We start from the raw sequence: 21,330 nt of genomic DNA, 5'->3' as shown, positions 1-21,330 counted from the left end.
AATGCTTAAGGAGTGCAGTATTACTTATGGCATAACTATCAACTAGTTTATTTTTACCAAACGACTAGGTATTGGGTAATAAGTCTAATTTACTACTTATTTTTAAAAAAATTGAAAAAAAAGTCGAAATATTGTTTGAATATTTTTATAAGTGTGTTATCATAAAAATCACTTAAGGGAGACAAACTGTTATATTACTTCGGGACTAATTGTCAGAATTTTCTATTTTTTAAGGTAAAATTAGAAAATAATAAACTTTCTAAATAGAAAATTAAAAAACTACTAAATATAGGATTAGAGGAGGCTCATATGAATTTATTTCGAAAAAAATCAGTTACAGGCAGTTCACCTAGTTCACTTAAGCAAGTTCTAGGGGCGTTTGATCTTACAATGTTAGGTATCGGTGCCATCATCGGTACAGGTATATTCGTTTTAACTGGTGTAGCAGCTGCTGATTACGCTGGTCCAGCACTTGTTCTTTCATTTATTATCGCAGGTTTAGCTTGTACATTCGCCGCACTTTGTTACTCTGAATTTGCCTCTATGATTCCAGAGGCTGGTAGTGCTTACACTTATAGTTATGTTGCTTTTGGTGAAGTTATTGCTTGGATATTAGGTTGGGATATGGTACTAGAATATGGACTTGCATCTTCAGCAGTAGCAAGTGGATGGTCTGGCTATTTCCAAAGTTTATTACATGGTTTTGGAGTAAACCTTCCAACAGCTTTAACAAGTGCATTTGATCCTTCTAAACATACTTTTATTGATTTACCAGCAGTAATTATTGTTTTAATTGTAACGTTCATTCTTACTAGAGGTGTTAGAGAATCTGCAAAACTTAACACGATCATGGTAATTGTAAAATTAGCAGTAGTAGCACTTTTCATCGTTGTTGGTGTTTGGTACGTTCAACCGCATAACTGGACTCCATTTATGCCAATGGGATTCCATGGGGTAACAGCTGGTGCTGCAGTAGTAGTATTTGCTTACTTTGGATTTGATGCAGTATCAACTGCAGCTGAGGAAGTTAAAAACCCTCAACGTAACTTACCAATCGGTATTATCTCAGCTTTAACAATTTGTACAATCTTATATATTGTCGTTTCATTAATTCTTACTGGTATCGTTCCGTTTGATCAATTAGGTGTTAAAGACCCTGTTGCTTTTGCACTAGCTTTTATTCACCAAGATTGGGCAGCTGGTTTCATTTCACTTGGCGCAATCATCGGTATTACAACTGTATTAATCGTAATGATGTTTGGACAAACTCGTCTATTCTATGCAATCAGTAAAGACGGTTTATTACCAGGTAAATTATCAAAAGTTAATAAGAAAACTTCAGTTCCTGTAACAAGCACTTGGGTAACTGGCGGATTAGTTGCTTTATTCGCTGGCTTAATTCCATTAAACAAATTAGCTGAATTAACAAATATCGGTACTCTATTCGCTTTCTCTGCTGTTTCTCTTGGTATTCTTGTATTAAGAAAAACTCGACCAGACTTAAAGCGTGGATTCAAAACTCCTTGGGTACCTGTAGTACCAGTATTAGCTGTTGTATTCTGTGTATATTTAATGCTACAACTTTCATCATTTACTTGGAAAGGTTTCGTAGTTTGGTTAGTAATCGGTTTAGTAATTTATAGCACATACGGATATAAAAATTCTAAACTAAACGGTAAAAATAAGTTTGATAAGGATTCAAATCAAACTGCATAAGTAAGCAAATCCCACTATAGTAACCTATAGTGGGATTTTTTTGTTAGTTACATATTTTCAACAACAATCTAGAATAATGATAAATATCCACAACAACAAACTTTACAAAAACAGATTTACTTTATGATATGATACGACTTAGGAAATTTTATTTTCGAATGAACAGGAGCTGTTAAAATGTTCCCATTAAAAAATTATTATGAATCATTTATTAAAAAAGATCTTATTGGAGTGAAAAGAGAGATTGCATTAAAACGACTAAGTAATTTACTTGCTTGTCAAAAGATTAGTAAAGATACGAAGGAAGTTGTACATATTCGTTATTTTACTTGTACTGAAACACTTCAGCCTACTGACACTTATTTAGGAACAATTGCAGTGAAGTTTCAAAATGGTTATGTAGTTGAAACAGCAATTTCACTTCCTAAGGAAAAATAATTCATTTATTAAAACTTACTTCTAGGTATAAGCCTAATTACATTATAGACTAGTTTCATAGTTGGCAAAAAAACATACGATACATTATCCACCTCTCCTAATTGTAATTTTCAATTAGTTACATGACCCTAAGGGAGTTATCCCTTAAATATCGTATGAAGGAGGTCAAATGTATGAGTACTGGACATCACGGACACCATCTTAACGGTTTTGCTTTAATCGTTGTTCTATTTATCTTATTAATCATTGTTGGAGCAGCTTGCTGGTCTGGACATGACGGATATGGATATGGACATCACTGGTAATCTTTAAAAACTATAAAACTCCTGTTAAATTTTAACAGGAGTTTTTTTATACATGACAGATTGTCAAGCTAAGTGCGACAGTTCGCTATGAAACGCTTCGTGTGCAGTTTTCCAGTTTAAGCATTTTCGAGGTCGATAGTTGATCAGGCTCACAGCTTGAGTTACTTCTTCCTGTGTTACGATTGCTAAATCTGTTCCTTTTGGGAAAAATTCACGCAGTAGTCCATTGGCATTTTCATTACTACCTCGTTGCCATGAAGAGTAGGGATCGGCAAAATAAACGTGTATCGGTAGTTCTTTTTCAACCTGTTCGTAACACGCAAACTCTTTTCCACGATCAACAGTAGCGCTAATAAATGTCTCTTTTGGATATAAGGAAGTGACATATTTAATCGCTTCTTCCATTGAGGATGAAGTTCGATCTGGCATCTTAACAGCTTGATAGAAACGTGTTTTACGTTCAATAAAAGTGGCTAAACATCCTTTGCTTTTTCCACGTCCAGACACTACTGTATCTAACTCCCAATGTCCAAAAGTATTACGCTTTTTGACCTCTTTTGGTCTTTTGTGAATGGATGTACCAATATTGAATCGACCTCTCGTCTCTCTAGGCTTTTGTCGTTTTCCCTTTTGTCTTAAAACACTTACGTCTGACATGGAGAGTAGACCTTTATATAGCCAATTGTAAATTGTTTTGAATGATATTCGGTCTTTTAATAAACGATTTTCAATTTGTTCAGGAGACCAAGTCAAGTGCAATTTCTCTTGAATTTTTTCACACAATTCTTGCGTCCATTTCCCTTTTGGTTGGCAAGCAGTTCTCCTTTGGCTATAAATAGTGTGAGCTGCCTGACTATCATAATGTTTTTCCATATGGATATTACGTTTTAATTCTCTGGCTATGGTTGAATGATGTCGCCCTAGTTCCCTAGCAATTGCCCTAGTAGAGTATCCTGCTTGGTGGAGTGCTTCTAGTTTCCCTCGCTCAAATGTGGTAAGATGGGTATAGCTCATACTTGTCCTCCATGTAAAAAAGTTGTGTGGTAACTTCTATTTTACACGAAGCGAGTATGGGTTTTTTGTGTTTTCTTAGTTGTCGCACTTAATATTACAATTCATCACATAAAAAAACTTGTACTTGATTATGAATACTCAAGTATACCTCTGTTAATAATATGTTAGGTTTCAATTATTAATGTAGAGGAGGTTATGTTTTGAATAAACAACGAGCTCAAGAAATTGCTTCTTCACCTGAAATGGCTAATGTGACATATAATGGAGTACCAATTTACATTCAACATGTTGACGAAACAAATGAAACTGCTAGAATCTATCCGCTAGGTCAACCAGATCGAGAGGAAGAAGTTTCAATCAATAGTCTGTCCGAACATTAATTCTTAAGTAAAAAACAAACCTCTTTGTTTTGAGGTTTGTTTTTTTTGTTTCTCATTTTACCAAGACAAGCTTTCAATTAAACTGCATTTAAGGCATTCTTGTATCGTATCTTTCTTCTGGAAATCATGTACACAATTTTTTTGAATTGTGCTCAATTCGATTTTTAACTGACTCATATTTCTTTCCAAATTCTTTATTTCTTTTATGATTTCTTCTACCCTATTCATATAAGGCTCACACCCTTATTGATAGATTTCTCCGCCCTGTTTTCTAAATTCGAGCGCTTTTTCTTTCATTCCTTCTTCAATGATTGAATCATTTTGAAGTTCTTCTTGTTTTACTTTATCTCGAATATCTTGTGAGATTCTCATACTACAGAATTTTGGACCACACATTGAACAAAAATGCGCTGTTTTAGCTCCTTCAGCAGGTAATGTTTCATCGTGATATTCAATTGCTCTTTCAGGATCAAGGGAAAGATTAAACTGATCACGCCATCTAAATTCAAATCTTGCTTTTGAAAGTGCGTCATCTCTTTTTTGTGCACCAGGGTGTCCTTTTGCTAAGTCAGCTGCATGCGCTGCTATTTTGTATGTAATAACACCTACTCTTACATCTTCTTTATTTGGAAGACCTAAATGCTCTTTCGGAGTTACATAACAAAGCATTGCAGTACCAAACCAACCAATCATTGCTGCACCGATTGCTGATGTAATATGATCATAGCCAGGCGCAATATCAGTCGTTAACGGTCCTAATGTATAAAATGGCGCTTCTTGACAAATTTCTAATTGTTTATCCATATTCTCTTTAATTAAGTGCATTGGTACATGTCCTGGTCCTTCAATCATAACTTGAACATCGTGTTTCCAAGCAATTTTCGTTAACTCACCTAGTGTTTCTAACTCAGCGAATTGTGCTTCATCATTTGCATCTGCAATTGAGCCCGGTCTCAGTCCATCTCCTAAAGAGAAGGTTACGTCATAACGCTTCATAATTTCACAAATTTCTTCAAAATGAGTATATAAAAAATTCTCTTTATGGTGAGCTAAACACCATTGAGCCAAAATAGACCCACCACGAGATACAATTCCTGTCACTCGTTTTGCCGTTAATGGGATATAGCGTAATAATACTCCCGCATGAATCGTAAAATAGTCTACCCCTTGTTCCGCTTGTTCGATTAGAGTATCTCTAAACACTTCCCAGGTTAAATCTTCAGCAATTCCATTAACCTTTTCAAGCGCCTGATAAATCGGAACTGTCCCTACTGGTACCGGCGAGTTTCGGACAATCCATTCACGTGTTGTATGAATATTCTTCCCAGTAGAAAGGTCCATCATCGTATCCGCTCCCCAACGAGTAGCCCATGTCATTTTTTCTACTTCTTCTTCGATTGAAGACGTAACCGCTGAATTACCTATATTGGCATTAATTTTCACATGAAAATTACGACCGATAATCATTGGCTCACTTTCAGGGTGATTAATATTCGATGGAATGACAGCCCTTCCTTTTGCAACCTCATCACGAACAAATTCGGCTGAAACATTCTCTCGAATCGCAATAAATTCCATTTCAGGTGTAATAATCCCTTTACGAGCATAATGCATTTGAGTAATATTTCCATTATCTTTTGCACGTAATGGTTTTCTTTTTAACCCTTTAAATACTTCAACATTATGTTGATCTGACTCTTTTCTATATCCATTATCTTCAGGCTTTATTTCACGTCCTTCATACTCTTCAACATCATTTCGTTCGATTACCCAGTTATGTCTAATCGCCTTAAGTCCCATTCGAATATCAACTGAGCTAGCTGAGTCTGTGTAAGGTCCACTAGTGTCGTATACTCTAACTGGAGCATTTTCTTCTTCGCCAAAAGTGCCAGTTGTTGGACTTAATTGAATCTCACGCATTGGCACCTTAATGTCAGGTCTAGATCCTTCAACATATACCTTCTTACTTCCTGAAAAACTAGACATGATGGAAAAATTCATTTCATTTACAGAATTGTTCATTTGATTTCATTCCCCTTTTTAATTAGTTTAAAAAGGACGAAATCCAATCCATTTAAAGCATGAAAAAAAGCCGGAATCTTATGTTTAAGACCCGGCTAAGTGTTAGCAAAACTACATTAATAATTATGTAATCATTAATGAAAATTTCTAACTTCCCCACGCTGGTATGAACCAGATCAGGTCCTGAGGGTTAAGAAACTTAATCACGTTTCTCTCTCAGCCCAATTAATTGGACACCCCTAGTCAATCTATTAAATTGTTCAAACTAAATATAAACCCATAAATTTAAAATGTAAATGTTTTTATTTCCCTAAATTTTTACAGAAACTCCAAACAAAAAAAATTTTTGGTTTTTTTATATTCCTAAAAACACTTGATTTCACTATACTTCAAGCCCAATTTCTGGTAATAAAATTGGACTAGTAAAAATAAATTTAGTATTGAATATTATTTTTTATATGCTATGCTAAGATTAATTTTCATACATATTCATCACTAGGGGATCCCTTGATAAGGGCTGAGAATAAGGTAGTTACTTTTAAACCCTCAAAACCTGAACAGGCTAGTACCTGCGTAGGAAAGTGGCGCATTTTTACTTTTTTCGCGTGTAATGTAACCACTTTCTTTTTTTAGGAAAGTGGTTTTTTTGTTTGAAAAAATTTTGCAAATGAAAGAGGCTGGGCCATGGAACTTATTGCAATTACAGATGATCAGCACTCAGTCAAAGTACTTGCTACAAAAATAATTCAAATAATCGATGCAGTCGACTATGTACATATTCGCGAAAAGTCGAAAATGGCAATTGAGCTACTATCACTCTTAAATCTACTAAAAATAAACAAGGTAGATATGAAAAAAATTGTTTTAAATGATCGTTTAGATATAGCTATTTTCTCTAACCTATCAAATATTCACTTACCGGGACATGGTCTTCCACTTGTTGATGTAAAAGAATATTTTCCTAATTTACGAGTAGGAAAATCAGTTCACACACTTACTGAAGCAATACAGGCAGAAAATGATAAAGCTGACTATATTCTGTACGGTCATTGTTTTGAAACAGAGTGTAAAAATGGATTAACACCTAATGGGATTGAACTAATTCCAGAAATGAAAAAAACGTTAACTATACCAATCTATGCAGTCGGCGGAATATTACCTGAACATATCCAAGTTCTAAAAGAGAACGAAATTGATGGTATAGCTGTCATGTCTGGCATATTTTCTGCCCGAAATCCTCTAGAAGCTGCGCTGCAATATTTTGAAAGGTGCAAATTCGCTTATGAACAAGAAATTTGATGTTGTAGTAATTGGTGGTGGAATAATAGGTTGTTCCATTGCTTATTATCTAGCGAAAGAAAATATTCATGTCGCAGTTCTTGAAGGACAACAAGTTGGACAGAAAACAACTAAGGCAGCTGCTGGAATGCTTGGTGCCCATTCCGAGTGGGATCACTCCGAGTCGTTTTTTACTTTTGCTAGAAATAGTCAATTAACTTATTTTCACCTTCAAGAAGAATTAAAAGAATTATGTGGAATTGATATTGAACTTAAAAAAGGTGGCATTTTCAAACTAGCTTATACAGATTTAGAAAAAAAACAATTAACTCCGCTACTCACTCAAACTTCGGCACTTTGGTATAACCAGGAGGAGTTAAAAAAACAGATACTTGGCATCCATCCAAACATCATTGGAGCAGCTTATATTGAAGACGATGTGAATGTATTACCTGTTTCTGTCTGTAATGCGTTTTGCAAAAGTGCTCAAATTTTAGGTGCATCTATTTTTGAATATACACATGTATTTCAGATTCAAAAAAATGATTCACATTATTTAATTAAAACAACAAATGGCGATTTTGAAGCAAAAACTATTGTGGTTGCAAGTGGCGTTTGGAGTAATTCATTGTTTGGACAGCTTGGATTACATCACGAAATTATTCCCGTTAAAGGTGAATGCATCTCGGTCAAAAGTGAAAAGGTTGCATTAAAGCATACTCTCTTCCATGAACAAAATTATATTGTTCCAAGGAATGACGGCCGCCTTGTCATTGGGGCTACGATGGTCGATAACGAATGGAATGAGAACCCTAGCTTAAAGGGGATTGAGTCATTAATACAAAACGCTAAAAAAATGCTTCCCGAAATTGAAGACATGAAAATTGATTCATTTTGGGCAGGATTACGACCGCGAACTCTCGACTATAATCCCTTTATTGGAACTCATCCAGAAGAGGATCAAATCTTATTTGCGACCGGCCATTTTCGAAATGGAATATTGCTTGCACCAGCAACTGGAAAATTAATTCGAGATTTGATCCTTAAGCGGAAAGTCAATCGTAACTGGATCGAAGCATTTAAAATCAATCGTTAATTTTAACTCTTTGGGGGTGTAATCTTTTGGAAATAAGATTAAACGGAAAGAATATTGATATTTCGAGCGAAACCTGTACAATTCAGGATCTGCTAAATAAATATCAATTAGAAAACCGAATTGTTATTGTCGAGGTAAATAAAGAAATTATTTATAAGGAACAGTATTCGTTAACTCATCTCTCTAACGGAGATTCTGTAGAATTAATACATTTTGTAGGTGGTGGCTAATTATGTTAAAAGTAGGAAATCATACGTTTCATTCAAGATTATTATTAGGAACAGGAAAATACCCTTCATTTGAAGTCCAGAAAGAAGCAGTTGAAGTATCGGAAGCCGAGATCCTAACGTTTGCTGTTAGAAGAATGAATATTTTTGAGGAATCTCAACCAAATTTTCTTGAACAATTAGATCTAACGAAATATAAACTATTGCCAAATACAGCTGGTGCAAAAACTGCTGAAGAGGCAGTTAGAATTGCACGATTGGCAAAAGCGTCAGGCTTGTGCGATATGATCAAGGTTGAAGTAATTGGGTGTGATAAATCATTATTACCTGATCCAATCGAAACATTGAAGGCATCAGAAATGTTATTAAACGAAGGCTTTATTGTTTTACCTTATACTTCCGATGATGTTGTGCTAGCAAGAAGACTAGAAGAACTTGGTGTACATGCGATTATGCCAGGTGCATCTCCAATCGGTTCCGGAAAAGGAATTATTAATCCATTAAATCTTAAATTCATCATTGAGGAATCGAATGTTCCTGTTATAGTAGATGCCGGAATCGGGTCTCCAAAAGATGCAGCTTTTGCGATGGAACTAGGTGCTGATGGAGTCCTTTTAAATACTGCAGTTTCTAATGCGAAAGATCCTGTAAAAATGGCCGTTGCAATGAAGCTTGCTATTGAAGCAGGAAGGCTTGGTTATGAGGCAGGAAGAATTGAAGAAAAAAATTATGGTGAAGCTAGTAGCCCAATCACAGGGTTGGTGAATTCTTGACAAACCGTTATGTAAAGCAAGAATTATTTTTAGGAAGAGATCGCCAATCAAACTTACAAAAAGCCAGTGCCATTATTATTGGTGTAGGTGCACTAGGCTCATCAATAGCAGAAATACTTGTAAGAGCAGGAATTGGAAATATAACAATTGTTGACCGTGATTACGTTGAATGGAGTAATTTACAAAGGCAATCACTTTATACTGAAGAAGATGCTAGAAATAAACTACCTAAAGTAATTGCAGCTAAAAATCGACTTCAACAAATTAATAGTGAAGTGTCCATTACTAGTTTAATAACAGATATTACTAGTCTTAATATTGAAGAGCTGATTAAAGGTCAAACAATCATACTAGATGCAACAGATAATTTTGAAACTAGAATGGTAGTGAATGATGCAGCAATTAAGCATAGGATTCCTTTTATTTTTGGTGCGTGTGTTGGAAGCTACGGCCTCTCGTTTCCAATTATTCCAGGAAAAACTCCTTGTCTTAACTGTTTATTAAATCATATACCAACTTTAAATATAACTTGCGATACAGTAGGAGTAATCAGTCCAATTGTGCAAATAATTGCTGCCTACCAAGTAACCTATGCCATGCAATATCTTACTAACTATGAACTTTTACCAATCTTACAATCGATTGATGTATGGAAGCATGAAAAGTCTGATATTAACATCGAAAAATTAAAAAATAAAAATTGTCCAACATGTGGTCCTATAAGAAGTTATCCATTTTTAAAAGATGATGACCATATGAAGTCATATGTTTTATGTGGAAGAGATGCAGTCCAACTAAGAGTATCATCTTCTAAAACCCCAACACTAACTAACCTGTCTGAAAGATTACAAGGGTTAGTAACTGATTTGATTGTAAATCCTTATTTATTGTCATGTACTTATGAAGATCATCGCATTGTTTTATTTAAAGACGGTCGAGCGATCATTCACGGTACAAAGGAACCATCTGTTGCTAAGGAACTCTATCACAAAGTTTTAGGTTGAATGACTTTTTTACAACAATATTTTACCAGAGTTTTAGTCGTTGGAACACTAGTTTCAATTGCATGGGCACCTGAAACTAAATACTTATCACTTAACGATGCTAGTAAGACTGATGGTTTAAAAAAACCAAATAGTCATCCTGCAGATATTAAGCCGAATATCTTATAAAACAATTAATATGTAAATATATAACTTTAAGAAAATATAAAAAAGCAGGAAAACAAAGGGTTTCCTGCTTTTTAACTGTTTAATTTATGGCACATCTACAATAAATGGTACTATAAACAAATCTCCATTTTGTTTAAACTGTCCCCATATTTTATATAATCCTTTTTTAGGAAAACTAGTCATAAACTCTGCGTCAGGTCCACTTGACTTTTCATTCATTGGATGGACATGTAAGTAAGTATTCGTATCACCACTAATCGCAACAACATGACCAATAGCACCCAAATAAGGCTGTAAATCAGTAATACCTTTTTGGGTTTTAGCATCCTTAATCGTAAATGTCATTTTAACTTCATTCTTTGTCGTCAATTTATCAAATTTTAAAGTAACCTCCTTTCCATCAATTACTTTTGTTAATACTCTATCTGGTATTAGTGAAACTGGTTTAGCTTGCTCACCTGACACTTGCACTAGTTTTGTTTTTACGTTTTTATCAGAGCCCTCAGGTATAAAATCTGCAAATAATTTATATTCACCACCACTTGGAAAATCCGGTGTGACTGTAAATAACCCTTTACCTTTGTATACTGGGTGCAAATGGTCAAAATATGATAAATCCTTACTTACAACAATTAAATGCATTAATTTTTCGTGCTCGAACTCAAATTTATTTACTGTTTTCCCCATCAAATCATTAACTTGAATGTTTAGATCTACTTTCTTACCACTTTCAGGATTACTGTTAAACGTAAATTGTACCTTTGTTGAATCTTTTTCTTCTTTTGTTTCATGATTCATACTTTCATGAGTAGAAGCTGTATGGGACATATTTCCACATCCACTTAAACCAATAACTATAACAAAACTAAGTAACAACAATAAGTATTTCATCTAATTCTCTCCCCAGTCTCGCATTTTTTCCAAATAAAAAGCGAACCATTAGTTCGCCTTTTATTTTTTTGCTAAGATTAAACGATATCGTAACCTTGATCTTCAATAGCCTCTTTTACTTTCTCAATTGTTTCAGCGTTTGAAGTATTGAATGTTACTTCTTTATTTTCTAAACTTACGATTATATTATTTGTACCAGACACTCCTTCTACCGCTTTCATAACTGCAGCTTTGCAGTGTCCACATGTCATACCTTCTACTTTTAAAATTGTTTCCATTACTAAATCCTCCTAAATTTTTATACGTTTTAATCGTAATGCATTTATGACAACCGATACGGAGCTAAATGCCATTGCAGCACCTGCAATCCAAGGCTGCAATAACCCTAAAGCTGCAATCGGTATACCTAAACTGTTATAAAATAATGCCCAAAATAAATTTTGGCGAATGTTATTCATTGTTTTCTTACTTAAGCTAATAGCTCTCGGAATATGTGATAAGTCGCCACCTACTAGCGTAACATCCGCTGTTTCAATCGCGACATCTGCACCAGTGCCGATTGCCATACCAATATCAGCTTTTGCAAGAGCTGGAGCATCATTAATCCCATCTCCAACCATCGCAACAATTTTCCCTTGTTTTTGTAGTTCAGCTACTATATCTGCTTTTTTCTCTGGTAGAACTTCAGCAAATACATTTTCAATCCCAACTTGATCTGCAATCGCCTTTGCTGTGTGTTTATTATCACCAGTTACCATAAAAACTTCTATTTTTAAATCCTTTAATGCTTTTATCGCATGTCTAGAAGATTCTTTAATTGTATCGGCTACAGCAATAATACCTTCCAGGTTGTCGTCAATTGCTATTAACATCCCTGTTTTCCCGGCAGATTCAAATACGATTAATTGATCTTCAACTGGAGAAAAATCGATATTCTTTTCATTCATTAACTTCCTAGTACCGATATATACCTTTTTATTTTCAATCAAGGCTTCTACTCCATGTCCAGGTATGGCAATAAACTCTGTAAGATCTGTTAGTTGCAATTCCTGTTTAAGTGCGTATTGAACAATTGCTTGTGCTAAAGGATGCTCTGACATTTTCTCTACACTTGCAACGAGCTTCAATAAATCCTCTCGATGATTTAAATTAATGATATCTGTTACTTCAGGCTTTCCTTTTGTAACAGTTCCTGTTTTATCAAGAATAATTGTATTAATTTTTTGGGTCGTTTCTAAAAATTCTCCGCCTTTGTATAAAATCCCATTTTCCGCACCTTTTCCACTTCCAACCATAATCGAAGTTGGTGTAGCAAGTCCTAAAGCACAAGGACATGCTATGACTAAAACAGCTATTGCTACTTCAATTGACTTAGGCAAATTTTGTGGATCGACTACAAAAAACCAAATGATAAATGTTAATATGGCTATGCCAATTACAATTGGAACAAATAGATTCGAAATTCGATCAGCTAATCTTTGAATTGGAGCTTTTGAACCTTGTGCTTCTTCAACTATTTTCACAATATTTGCTAATGCCGTATCCTTACCAACCTTCTCTGCTCGAATTGTTAAAATACCATTTCCATTAACAGTTGCTCCAACAACTTTATCATCTATCTTTTTATCAATTGGTAAAGATTCACCTGTAATCATTGATTCATCAACTGTAGATACTCCTGATACAATGACACCGTCAACTGGTATTTTCTCACCTGGTTTAACAAGTAGTAGATTTCCAACTTTTACAGCTTCCAATGGTACATAAACTTCATTTCCATTTTCTAATACAATTGCTTCCTTAGCTTGTAATTCCATTAGTTTTGAAATTGCTTCAGTCGTTTTCCCTTTAGCAATATACTCAAAATATTTTCCAAGCAAAACTAAAGTTATTAAAACTGCACTTGTCTCAAAATATAGATGCGGCATATACATATCATTATTGATTGTCTTAATTGACTCAACTAAGCTATAAAAATAAGCTGCCGATGTTCCGAGTACGACGAGCACATCCATATTTGCACTATAATTTCGTATTGCTTTAAATGCTCCTACATAAAAATGCCAACCTATAATAAACTGAACTGGAGTTGCAAACAATAATTGAAACCATGGATTCATTAATAAATGTGGCATCCAAATATTTGTACTAAATGGAAGATGGGATACCATCGAATACAATAGTGGAAGTGAAAGTAAGATAGAAACAATCAATTGAATCTGTTTGTTTTTTGTTGTGTCTTTTTCTTTAACTGCATTTTCTTCTTTTATAGCTGCTGCATAACCGATGTGACTAATTTTATCTATTATCGATTGGACTGAGCGTACTTCAGGTAAATAAGAAATCGTTGCTATATTCATAGCTAGATTGACATTGACTTGAACAACTCCATCCATTTTCCCTATTACTTTTTCGATTCGAGCTGAACAAGCAGCACATGTCATTCCTTCAATATTTAATGTAATTTTTTCAACTGCAACCTCATAACCAATCGTATGGATTTTTTCTATTAAATCAGAAGTTTGATATTGTCCTTTATCATAGGTAATAGTAGCTTTTTCTAAAGCTAGATTCACATTCGCTTTCAAGCCATCCATTCGATTTAAGCTTTTTTCGATTCGGGTTGCACAAGCTGCGCAAGTCATCCCCTCAATACCAAGGGTTAACTGCTTTGCTTCATTCATATTAATCAACCCCCTTATTTTACGTAACGCTTAATAACCTCCATTAATTCAGTAACTGATGCTTCACCATTGTTTTCTTTTACAGCTTTAACCATACAATGATTTGCATGTCTTTCAATTAATGAGAAACTTACTTTTTTCATAGCAGCTTCAACAGCCATAATTTGCGTTAAAATATCTATACAATATCGGTCCTCTTCGACCATTTTTTGAATTCCTCTAACTTGCCCCTCTATTCTACGAAGACGTTTCATTAAATCGTTAATTTCGTCCTCACTTCTTGGAACCATTTGATTATCATGGCAATTTTCCATATTATCACCTCACCATTATTATATACTCATAGGGGGTATAGGTGTCAATTTTTTATTCTATTTATTTTAAGTTGTCCATATGATGATAAAAAGCGAATAGTTAGGGGGTATCATATATGTTCACCAGTTGGGTATGTATTAGCATAATGCTCTTTATAACAATCATTTCGATCCACCTCAAACCAACAAAAAATGATCAGATGCATCAAATGATGTATATGATGATGATCAGTATGACTACTGGTTTAACAATAGGTGTGCTCATTACACTTTCAAATCACCAACAATTTTTCAATTCCTTACTTATTTCGATGGGTTTACCTGCACTCATCGGATTATGTATCGGCTTTCGATTACATTTCCTTGCACTACTTGAGGGGATTTTTACTGGAATGATGGCCGGTATGATGGGGAGCATGATTGTCGTTATGATTTCAATATCAGAAGCACATGCCTTATTACTAATTTGTTTATTATTATTAACTTGTTCATCTATATTTTGTTCTACTATGTTTTTAAGTCAGCGATTCCCAAAACTACTATCATCATTCTTTCCAGTAATTATTGTTTCTAGCCTGCTGCTCATCTTAACTGTGTTTTATTCTTTTACACATTTTGGAACTACTTCTGTTTTTCAGAACTATAAAATTAATGTGTTGAAAAAGTAGAAAGACACCCAACTTAGGGTGTCTCAGACTGCCCGCCAAACGCTCGCTTTCTTCGTTGCTTCGCCTGTCTGCGGTGCTCATTACCGTTTTGGGTAACTCCGCTCCTCACCAGGCTTCGCGCCTCGAAAGACAAGCGCTTGCAATCAGTCTGAAAATCAAGTTTTTTAGTACTTTGTTTACACACTGAGACACCCAACTTAGGGTGTCTTTTCTATTTTAAAAATTTCTATTTTAGTAGATTGTATTTTTTAACCTAAAGATTATTTTCATAAAGTTACATAATTTGTGATAATTTTATAACAAATTCAAAATTATCTACCAAATTTAACCATTATTTTGTATACTTACGTGAGTAATGAAACTCATTAAACTTCCACATTGCTTTATTGTTTTTAGGAGGGATTTTATGTTGCTATTTAATGAAACTAATGTAAGTAAAATAATTCAAAAACCCAAAACCTCATCAGAGAACGGACTTCATTTTGATTTCATGGATGCTGTTCTTTGTTTTTGTGTTTTGGCGATTTTAATTTTCCTTATTTATGTATTAATTAAATATTATAAAAGTCAAAATAGTGAAGAACAAATTTTTCAGTATGACGCAAACTTAGTTTTTTATCGTAAAATTTGGTATGCGCTTTATACTTTTTTATTTTTAGGTGGGCTTGTTGCATACAAAATTTTTAATACTGTTCAATTTTCAGATATTAAAGATTTGGTTACAATCCCCTTTTTAATCTCATTAATTGGGATTCCTTTATTTGTAGATATCTTTTTTCTTTTAACACCTGATAAATTTATCTGGGCTGGGAACACCATTGAAAAAAGTGTTAGTTTTAAAACTCAAATTGAAAAAAACGATCGATTAGTTGCTAAACTTCTTCAAAGGACTAATCATTATATTGAGTTCATAGAATCACTAGAATCGTATTTAGACACGCAATTAGATCCTGAGGATGAATTAAATAATTTGCTAAAAAACTATTTATATTTATACGAGGCCAAAGTTGTTGTCAAGATATACCCGGAAACAGATATTGCCTATACCGTTTTTTTTAATATGTATAAATTAAGATTTGGTGTTGGAGATGATGTTAAGCAATCATTTTTATCGGATATTAAATCAAAAAATCAGCATAGCATTGAAGACCAAGGGATATACGTGCTACAATTTATGAAAGATAGTTATTGCTATCTTGTTGCAGTTCAATCTACGGATTTATTAACGGTAGATAGACACTATTTATTTGCAATCACAACAATGTATTCTGCTATTAGAAACTTAAGATAAGGAGTCGATATGGATGTTAAAAAAATTATTATCTTTTAAAAAAGCTCCTGAATCACAACCTAAGTCCTCTCCTAAACGTAATGGAATCGTAATTGAACCATCCAGTGAAATCACTAATTTAAGAAAAACAAACAGATTAGCAATTAGAGCGTTAAAAAATAGAGGCGTATAGGGTGCAATAGTTGCACTCTTTTTTTGTTTTGAATCATATCTTATAAGAGATACTAATATACTATCTATTAGTGACTAAGAGGTGATTCAATTGAGCAAAAACAATCAAATTGAAGATGTACTTCAATCAAATGAAGAGATATTGCGACGAATGAAACATATCAAGTCCAAACCATTAGGCGTAATCAATGAAGAAAATGTATTAAAGTCAAATAAAGATTTTCTAAAATCATTAAAAGATGAGCAAACGAACAAGAAAAAAAGATGGTGGAAACTTTGATTCCCCATCTTTTTTTAATTATTTTTTTGAAAATTTGTCGCCTAATTCGATTATTTAAGGATACTTATAGCTTAATACTTTTTCCCATTGCGTGTTATTTTTTAGAAAGTTTATTAAAATATTTTCAATTAAGATATTCCCTTGGTAAATATAGTTCACTTCGTACTTGTACATTTCAGAATTGACTCCAGTACATTAAATGACCAGCGACACAAAAAATATTTCACATTAATCATTTCATTTATTTATCGAAACTTTATAACCAACAATTTCATCAAAATACTTTAAATGAATTTGTTCTTTATTTATTTCATCTTTAAAATATCGTTCATGAATCAATACTTTTGCAATGTACTCTTTTCGAATATGCTCTTTTGCATCTTCAAGAGCAATAACTGCTTCAACTAAGTCTGCCATTTTATTTGCTATTTTCTTTGAATTATATGATTGAGTATTGGTATCTAAAGTAGCTGTATAATGAACGATTTCATTTAACTCCTCAAGCTTTTTCATTATGATTTCACTTTCATCTATTAATGTTTGAGGTGTATCCACTAATTTTTCTTCAATAAATGATTTAAAGACTTGATAACCATTCATTTTGTTAAACAGTCTCAAAATCTCTAAACCTAAAATATTCGCTGTTCCTTCCCAGACTGTAAGTACTTGAGCATCTCTTAAAAGCCTAGGTGTCACAAAATCTTCAATATAACCATTTCCTCCATGCATTTCAATCGCTTCGTGGGAGAAATGAATTGCTTCATCTGCAGTACGCATTTTTAATATAGCAATCAAAAGTCTTACTAATGTTTGCTCCTCGGTTGTTCCATTTTCTTTCCCAACCACTCGATCATATAAAGCCACTAAATTAAATACTGCACTTGTCTGAACTTCCTGAATGGTTGCCAGTTTTGCTAATGTCTCTTTTATCATTGGAAAATTCGTTAATATTTGTCCAAATGCCGATCTATTTTCAGCATATTTCTTCGCCTCAACATAGGCTCTTCTCATAATTCCAACTGATGCTACAGCATTACATATTCTAGATAGATTCAATGCTTCCATCATATAGTTAATTCCTCTAGAAGGATCTCCGATTAGAAATGCTTTCGCTCCATTAAACTCAACTTCTCCTGATGGAACAGCTCTTACACCTAGCTTATCTTTTAAGCGACGAATCACGAATCCATTATTAGTACCATCATCATTCTTCCAAGGTACTAAAAATAAGCTTAACCCCTTACTCCCAGAAGGCGCTCCCTCAATTCTTGCTAAAATTGTTGTAATACCACACTGCCCTGCATTGCTAGCAAAATATTTTTCTCCATAAATACGATAGTAATCTCCTTCTTTAACTGCATTCACTACATTGGCTCCAACATCTGAACCACCCTGTCTTTCAGTTAAAAAAGTCGCTCCTTCATATAATTCTGTTTCCCCAGTTGATAATAGATGGGGGAGATATTTTTCTTTTAATGCTTCATGTGCATATCTTTCAACTAAAAACGTAGCAGCCATTGATAATGTTACTGGACAATAAAAACCAGCTTCAGTCTGTGATAATAAATAACCTTGCGCATAGGAATAAATATAATTCCCCTTTATACCAAGTTCAGGAATTGGCTTATGAATATAGCTAACAATCCCCCTATTATAAGTATCTTTTACAGTTTGCTTATAACCTTCATTTACCCAAACATGTGAAATATCATTACCGTATGCATCATATTTGATTAAACGTGGTTGACCTTCTCGGTCTGTGTGAATTGCACGTTGATCGATTTCATTCGCACAAAGCTCTCCAAATTCTTCTAATTCTTTATTAGCCCATGTAATAAAATCTTCATTAAAATATTTTCTTAAAATCATCTGTAGATTACGATCTTCTTTATAATAATTCATTAAGCCATCCACATCCTTTTACAGAAGTATTTCATTCAATTTCTAATAAATTTCGCTCAAGATTACTTTTCATTTTCATAATTTCATCTTTTAATTGAATTAAATCGTTAATTTTTTTATCTATCTCTACAATTTTTTGATTTCCATATTCAATGGTTTTTTGTAATTGTTTTTCCCCTGTTCGATCGAGCGCAAATAAATCAATCATTTCTTTTATTTCCTGCAAATGAAAGCCTAAATTTTTACCCCTTTGAATTAAATAAAGATGTGTACGATCTTTATGACAATACCTTCTTCTACCACTTTCAGTATAGGATGGGTGTAATAATCCAATTTCTTCATAATATCTAAGGGTTCTATGAGTCGTATTAAATTCATTCGTCATCTCTCGAATCGAATAAAACTTCAAAATGACCTCCTCCTTCTAGCTATAGATATATTATAAATCTTACGTAAACGTAAGTTTCAAGATGAATTCCTTCGACAAAAAATTCGAGGTTAAGAGATTTTTAAAGTATTTAATTCTTAATGCATCCTACTTTTCCTGCCTTTTTTTGGTATAACGTTTTACATTTCTGCAAAGCATAAATTTATCTGTAGCCTAAGGCTTATTAAATTCAATTAGTTCCTATTAACAGTGAACTAGAAGGAGATTACAATGAGGAAAACAATTGCAGATTTACTGGTTGATTCATTGATTCAGGCAGGAGTTACTAGGATTTACGGTATTGTTGGCGATTCTTTAAATGCTGTTTTGGATTCAATTAAAAACTCAAAAAGAATTGAATGGATCGGCGTTCGCCATGAAGAGGTTGCGGCTTTTGCTGCAGGTTCAGATGCTCTAATGAGTGGAAGTATCGCAGTTTGTGCTGGAAGCAGTGGTCCAGGTAATCTTCACCTAATTAACGGATTATACGATTGTCATCGAAGCCGTATTCCTGTACTTGCGATTGCGGCTCAAATTCCAAGCATCGAAATTGGAAGTGAGTATTTTCAACAAACTCGTCCTGAGCAATTATTTAAAGAATGCAGTCACTTCTGTGAAACAGTCTATAGAGCAGAACAAATGCCTCGTCTAGCAACGATTGCAATGCAGCATGCAATCGCAAGAAAAGGTGTATCTGTACTTGTTTTACCTGGAGACATAGCTGCTTTAGAAGATCGACAAACTGTTCCAGAACAAGTTATTCATGTAACGAATCCACTGATTAGTCCATCAAAACCTGAATTGGAAAAACTAGCTGGATTTCTCAATGAAGGTAAGAAAGTTACACTACTTTGCGGAGCAGGCTGTGAAGGAGCTCATTCTCATTTAATGCTTCTTTGCGAAAAGTTAAAATCTCCAATGGTTATTGCGCTTAGAGGAAAAGAATTCCTTGAATACGATAATCCATATAATGCTGGGCTGACCGGATTAATTGGCTACTCATCAGGATATCACGCGATTATGGATTGCGATGTCTTGTTAATGCTTGGTACAGATTTCCCTTATCGACAGTTTTATCCGGACGATGCAGTTATTTTACAAGTTGATGTTCGAGCTGAGCATCTAGGTCGACGAGCTGCACTTACTTATGGACTATGTGGAGATGTAAAAGAAACAATTAGTCAGTTATTACCTCTCTTAACAGATGTGAAAGATTCAAGCCATTTAGAAAAGTATGTTTCAGCATACAAAAATGTACGTGAAGATTTAGATAAATTTGCTGTAGGAAAACCAGGCCGAACACCGATCCACCCTCAGTATTTAACTAAGATTGTAAGTGACCTTGCAAGTGAAGATGCTATATTTACATGTGATGTCGGTACGCCAACATTATGGTCTGCAAGATATTTACAAATGAACGGAAAAAGAAGATTACTTGGATCATTTAATCACGGAACAATGGCTAATGCCATGCCTCAAGCAATTGGTGCTCAAGTTTCTCAACCTGGACGTCAAGTAGTGGCATTATGCGGAGATGGTGGATTATCAATGTTAATGGGTGATTTATTAACGATCCACCAGCATAAATTACCTGTAAAAATAGTCGTATTCAATAATAGTGCGCTAAGTTTCGTAGAATTAGAAATGAAAGCTGCTGGTTATCTAGAAACTGGTACAACTTTAGAAAACCCTAACTTTGCATCATTAGCTCAAGCGATGGGGATTGAAGGAATTCGTGTAGAAGACCCTGCTGATTTAGAATCCGCTGTACAACGTGCGTTTGAACACAATGGACCGGCTCTAATCGATGTTTTAGTAAACCGTCAAGAACTGGCAATGCCTCCTAAAGTAAGTATTGAACAAGCGCATGGATTTACACTGTGGACATTAAAAGCTGTATTAAATGGCCATGCAAGTGATGTAATTGATCTTGCTAAATCGAATCTTTTAGATCGATTACATCTATAAAAAAGAACCCGTTCGATTTAAAATGTACCCTTTGTAAAGGACATTGAAAAAAAGTCTATGCAATTTTAAGGAGATGATTTCTGTATTGAACAGGGGTCATCTTCTTTAATTTCCATTGATATCTATAGTGGTTGTAATACTTCATATAATAGGTGATTTCTTTTATTAGCTCATCTAAACTTTGACATGACTTAATAGAAACTTCATCTTTAAAATGACCAAAGAATGATTCCTGTGGAGCGTTATCCCAACAGTTTCCACGTCTTGACATTGATTGAATTAAACCTAGCTTCTTCACTTGTTTTTGGAAGTC

Annotated in this window: 24 protein-coding genes and 2 riboswitches; of the genes, 15 read left to right on the top strand and 9 right to left on the bottom strand. The window is 34.1% G+C overall.

Annotated features, from left to right (window positions below; genetic code table 11):
- The first annotated feature begins 309 nt into the window (after nt 1–309).
- The 3 genes from bcaP to ACFVRR_RS20195 all read left to right on the top strand — a co-directional run bounded on the left by bcaP (nt 310) and on the right by ACFVRR_RS20195 (nt 2,459).
- Entirely contained in the window at nt 310–1,716 is a 1,407-nt protein-coding gene (gene bcaP, locus ACFVRR_RS20205; RefSeq protein WP_387332140.1) for a branched-chain amino acid transporter BcaP, read from the top strand.
- A gap of 177 nt (nt 1,717–1,893) precedes the next feature.
- The gene (locus tag ACFVRR_RS20200; protein WP_056467548.1) at nt 1,894–2,154 is read left to right on the top strand and encodes a hypothetical protein; all 261 of its coding nucleotides are present in this window, start codon (nt 1,894–1,896) and stop codon (nt 2,152–2,154) included.
- A gap of 173 nt (nt 2,155–2,327) precedes the next feature.
- Nucleotides 2,328–2,459 (top strand): YjcZ family sporulation protein, encoded by a 132-nt coding sequence (locus ACFVRR_RS20195; protein ID WP_097976661.1) that lies wholly within the window; start codon nt 2,328–2,330, stop codon nt 2,457–2,459.
- Nucleotides 2,460–2,522: 63 nt separating this feature from the next.
- Here the strand turns inward: ACFVRR_RS20195 and ACFVRR_RS20190 are convergent, their stop codons facing one another.
- A complete protein-coding gene (locus ACFVRR_RS20190) occupies nt 2,523–3,473 on the bottom strand; it encodes an IS30 family transposase (protein WP_387332137.1) in 951 nt (316 codons plus the stop codon).
- A 200-nt stretch (nt 3,474–3,673) separates the two neighbouring features.
- Between ACFVRR_RS20190 and ACFVRR_RS20185 the strand changes: the two genes are divergently transcribed.
- On the top strand, nt 3,674–3,853 hold the full coding sequence (locus ACFVRR_RS20185) for a small acid-soluble spore protein H (RefSeq protein ID WP_056467551.1): 180 nt from the start codon (nt 3,674–3,676) through the stop codon (nt 3,851–3,853).
- Nucleotides 3,854–4,096: 243 nt separating this feature from the next.
- On the opposite strand, the gene thiC is transcribed toward ACFVRR_RS20185, so the two are convergent.
- Nucleotides 4,097–5,875, bottom strand: coding sequence for a phosphomethylpyrimidine synthase ThiC (thiC, locus tag ACFVRR_RS20180; RefSeq protein ID WP_387332135.1), 1,779 nt, complete (start codon nt 5,873–5,875; stop codon nt 4,097–4,099).
- A gap of 136 nt (nt 5,876–6,011) precedes the next feature.
- A riboswitch (TPP riboswitch) is annotated at nt 6,012–6,126 on the bottom strand.
- A 236-nt stretch (nt 6,127–6,362) separates the two neighbouring features.
- Nucleotides 6,363–6,472, top strand: a riboswitch (TPP riboswitch).
- 87 nt (nt 6,473–6,559) lie between these two features.
- Between thiC and ACFVRR_RS20175 the strand changes: the two genes are divergently transcribed.
- From ACFVRR_RS20175 to ACFVRR_RS20150, 6 genes are read left to right on the top strand one after another with little or no spacing between them, the layout of a single operon-like run.
- Entirely contained in the window at nt 6,560–7,174 is a 615-nt protein-coding gene (locus ACFVRR_RS20175) for a thiamine phosphate synthase (protein ID WP_387332133.1), read from the top strand.
- Complete coding sequence (gene thiO, locus ACFVRR_RS20170) at nt 7,158–8,249, top strand: glycine oxidase ThiO (protein ID WP_387332131.1); 1,092 nt, start codon at nt 7,158–7,160, stop codon at nt 8,247–8,249. Before ACFVRR_RS20175 ends, thiO begins: the two co-directional genes overlap by 17 nt.
- A 26-nt stretch (nt 8,250–8,275) precedes the next feature.
- Complete coding sequence (gene thiS, locus ACFVRR_RS20165) at nt 8,276–8,479, top strand: sulfur carrier protein ThiS (protein ID WP_387332129.1); 204 nt, start codon at nt 8,276–8,278, stop codon at nt 8,477–8,479.
- Nucleotides 8,480–8,481: 2 nt separating this feature from the next.
- On the top strand, nt 8,482–9,249 hold the full coding sequence (locus tag ACFVRR_RS20160) for a thiazole synthase (protein WP_387332127.1): 768 nt from the start codon (nt 8,482–8,484) through the stop codon (nt 9,247–9,249).
- Entirely contained in the window at nt 9,246–10,253 is a 1,008-nt protein-coding gene (locus ACFVRR_RS20155; protein ID WP_387332125.1) for a ThiF family adenylyltransferase, read from the top strand. Before ACFVRR_RS20160 ends, ACFVRR_RS20155 begins: the two co-directional genes overlap by 4 nt.
- The gene (locus ACFVRR_RS20150; protein ID WP_387332123.1) at nt 10,254–10,421 is read left to right on the top strand and encodes a hypothetical protein; all 168 of its coding nucleotides are present in this window, start codon (nt 10,254–10,256) and stop codon (nt 10,419–10,421) included. It begins immediately after the preceding gene.
- An 84-nt stretch (nt 10,422–10,505) separates the two neighbouring features.
- On the opposite strand, the gene ACFVRR_RS20145 is transcribed toward ACFVRR_RS20150, so the two are convergent.
- From ACFVRR_RS20145 to ACFVRR_RS20130, 4 genes are all read right to left on the bottom strand, one after another.
- Nucleotides 10,506–11,312, bottom strand: coding sequence for a hypothetical protein (locus ACFVRR_RS20145; RefSeq protein ID WP_387332121.1), 807 nt, complete (start codon nt 11,310–11,312; stop codon nt 10,506–10,508).
- 77 nt (nt 11,313–11,389) lie between these two features.
- Nucleotides 11,390–11,590 carry a cation transporter gene (locus ACFVRR_RS20140; RefSeq protein WP_088014159.1) on the bottom strand — a complete coding sequence of 67 codons (201 nt, stop codon included), beginning with the start codon at nt 11,588–11,590 and terminating at the stop codon, nt 11,390–11,392.
- Between the two features lie 12 nt (nt 11,591–11,602).
- Nucleotides 11,603–13,996 carry a heavy metal translocating P-type ATPase gene (locus ACFVRR_RS20135; protein ID WP_387332119.1) on the bottom strand — a complete coding sequence of 798 codons (2,394 nt, stop codon included), beginning with the start codon at nt 13,994–13,996 and terminating at the stop codon, nt 11,603–11,605.
- 14 nt (nt 13,997–14,010) lie between these two features.
- Nucleotides 14,011–14,310 (bottom strand): metal-sensitive transcriptional regulator, encoded by a 300-nt coding sequence (locus ACFVRR_RS20130; RefSeq protein WP_387332117.1) that lies wholly within the window; start codon nt 14,308–14,310, stop codon nt 14,011–14,013.
- Between the two features lie 116 nt (nt 14,311–14,426).
- Here ACFVRR_RS20130 and ACFVRR_RS20125 point away from each other — a divergent pair, with 116 nt between their 5' ends.
- The 4 genes from ACFVRR_RS20125 to ACFVRR_RS20110 all read left to right on the top strand — a co-directional run bounded on the left by ACFVRR_RS20125 (nt 14,427) and on the right by ACFVRR_RS20110 (nt 16,720).
- Entirely contained in the window at nt 14,427–14,978 is a 552-nt protein-coding gene (locus tag ACFVRR_RS20125) for a hypothetical protein (protein ID WP_387332115.1), read from the top strand.
- Between the two features lie 406 nt (nt 14,979–15,384).
- Entirely contained in the window at nt 15,385–16,269 is an 885-nt protein-coding gene (locus ACFVRR_RS20120; protein ID WP_387332113.1) for a type II toxin-antitoxin system SpoIISA family toxin, read from the top strand.
- 13 nt (nt 16,270–16,282) lie between these two features.
- Nucleotides 16,283–16,441, top strand: coding sequence for a hypothetical protein (locus ACFVRR_RS20115; protein WP_387332111.1), 159 nt, complete (start codon nt 16,283–16,285; stop codon nt 16,439–16,441).
- Nucleotides 16,442–16,531: 90 nt separating this feature from the next.
- Entirely contained in the window at nt 16,532–16,720 is a 189-nt protein-coding gene (locus ACFVRR_RS20110) for a hypothetical protein (RefSeq protein WP_387332109.1), read from the top strand.
- Between the two features lie 237 nt (nt 16,721–16,957).
- On the opposite strand, the gene ACFVRR_RS20105 is transcribed toward ACFVRR_RS20110, so the two are convergent.
- Together ACFVRR_RS20105 and ACFVRR_RS20100 are read right to left on the bottom strand one after the other, a co-directional pair.
- Nucleotides 16,958–18,622, bottom strand: coding sequence for an acyl-CoA dehydrogenase family protein (locus ACFVRR_RS20105; protein WP_387332107.1), 1,665 nt, complete (start codon nt 18,620–18,622; stop codon nt 16,958–16,960).
- A 31-nt stretch (nt 18,623–18,653) separates the two neighbouring features.
- Nucleotides 18,654–19,031, bottom strand: coding sequence for a MerR family transcriptional regulator (locus ACFVRR_RS20100; protein WP_387332105.1), 378 nt, complete (start codon nt 19,029–19,031; stop codon nt 18,654–18,656).
- A 249-nt stretch (nt 19,032–19,280) separates the two neighbouring features.
- Here ACFVRR_RS20100 and poxB point away from each other — a divergent pair, with 249 nt between their 5' ends.
- Nucleotides 19,281–21,017 carry a ubiquinone-dependent pyruvate dehydrogenase gene (gene poxB / locus ACFVRR_RS20095; RefSeq protein ID WP_387332103.1) on the top strand — a complete coding sequence of 579 codons (1,737 nt, stop codon included), beginning with the start codon at nt 19,281–19,283 and terminating at the stop codon, nt 21,015–21,017.
- Between the two features lie 55 nt (nt 21,018–21,072).
- Here the strand turns inward: poxB and ACFVRR_RS20090 are convergent.
- Nucleotides 21,073–21,330: IS3 family transposase (locus ACFVRR_RS20090; protein WP_387332101.1), on the bottom strand; the 258-nt coding region annotated here is incomplete at its 5' end.

Origin of the sequence: Gottfriedia sp. NPDC057948, assembly GCF_042887255.1 — a bacterium.
Lineage (GTDB): Bacteria > Bacillota > Bacilli > Bacillales > Bacillaceae_G > Gottfriedia.
The sequence above is the reverse complement of the archived record's forward strand: the minus strand, read 5'-3'. Positions and strand labels throughout refer to the sequence as shown.

Excerpts from the sequence above, each read along its gene's own strand:
- ACFVRR_RS20160 (WP_387332127.1), top strand. The coding sequence starts at position 8,482 with ATGTTAAAAGTAGGAAATCATACGTTTCATTCAAGATTATTATTAGGA.
- ACFVRR_RS20150 (WP_387332123.1), top strand. The coding sequence starts at position 10,254 with ATGACTTTTTTACAACAATATTTTACCAGAGTTTTAGTCGTTGGAACA.
- ACFVRR_RS20130 (WP_387332117.1), bottom strand. The coding sequence starts at position 14,310 with ATGGAAAATTGCCATGATAATCAAATGGTTCCAAGAAGTGAGGACGAA.
- ACFVRR_RS20105 (WP_387332107.1), bottom strand. The coding sequence starts at position 18,622 with ATGAATTATTATAAAGAAGATCGTAATCTACAGATGATTTTAAGAAAA.
- ACFVRR_RS20190 (WP_387332137.1), bottom strand. The coding sequence starts at position 3,473 with ATGAGCTATACCCATCTTACCACATTTGAGCGAGGGAAACTAGAAGCA.
- thiO (WP_387332131.1), top strand. The coding sequence starts at position 7,158 with ATGAACAAGAAATTTGATGTTGTAGTAATTGGTGGTGGAATAATAGGT.
- ACFVRR_RS20125 (WP_387332115.1), top strand. The coding sequence starts at position 14,427 with ATGTTCACCAGTTGGGTATGTATTAGCATAATGCTCTTTATAACAATC.
- ACFVRR_RS20200 (WP_056467548.1), top strand. The coding sequence starts at position 1,894 with ATGTTCCCATTAAAAAATTATTATGAATCATTTATTAAAAAAGATCTT.
- thiC (WP_387332135.1), bottom strand. The coding sequence starts at position 5,875 with ATGAACAATTCTGTAAATGAAATGAATTTTTCCATCATGTCTAGTTTT.
- ACFVRR_RS20195 (WP_097976661.1), top strand. The coding sequence starts at position 2,328 with ATGAGTACTGGACATCACGGACACCATCTTAACGGTTTTGCTTTAATC.
- ACFVRR_RS20175 (WP_387332133.1), top strand. The coding sequence starts at position 6,560 with ATGGAACTTATTGCAATTACAGATGATCAGCACTCAGTCAAAGTACTT.
- ACFVRR_RS20135 (WP_387332119.1), bottom strand. The coding sequence starts at position 13,996 with ATGAATGAAGCAAAGCAGTTAACCCTTGGTATTGAGGGGATGACTTGC.
- bcaP (WP_387332140.1), top strand. The coding sequence starts at position 310 with ATGAATTTATTTCGAAAAAAATCAGTTACAGGCAGTTCACCTAGTTCA.
- ACFVRR_RS20140 (WP_088014159.1), bottom strand. The coding sequence starts at position 11,590 with ATGGAAACAATTTTAAAAGTAGAAGGTATGACATGTGGACACTGCAAA.
- ACFVRR_RS20120 (WP_387332113.1), top strand. The coding sequence starts at position 15,385 with ATGTTGCTATTTAATGAAACTAATGTAAGTAAAATAATTCAAAAACCC.
- ACFVRR_RS20145 (WP_387332121.1), bottom strand. The coding sequence starts at position 11,312 with ATGAAATACTTATTGTTGTTACTTAGTTTTGTTATAGTTATTGGTTTA.
- poxB (WP_387332103.1), top strand. The coding sequence starts at position 19,281 with ATGAGGAAAACAATTGCAGATTTACTGGTTGATTCATTGATTCAGGCA.
- ACFVRR_RS20115 (WP_387332111.1), top strand. The coding sequence starts at position 16,283 with ATGTTAAAAAAATTATTATCTTTTAAAAAAGCTCCTGAATCACAACCT.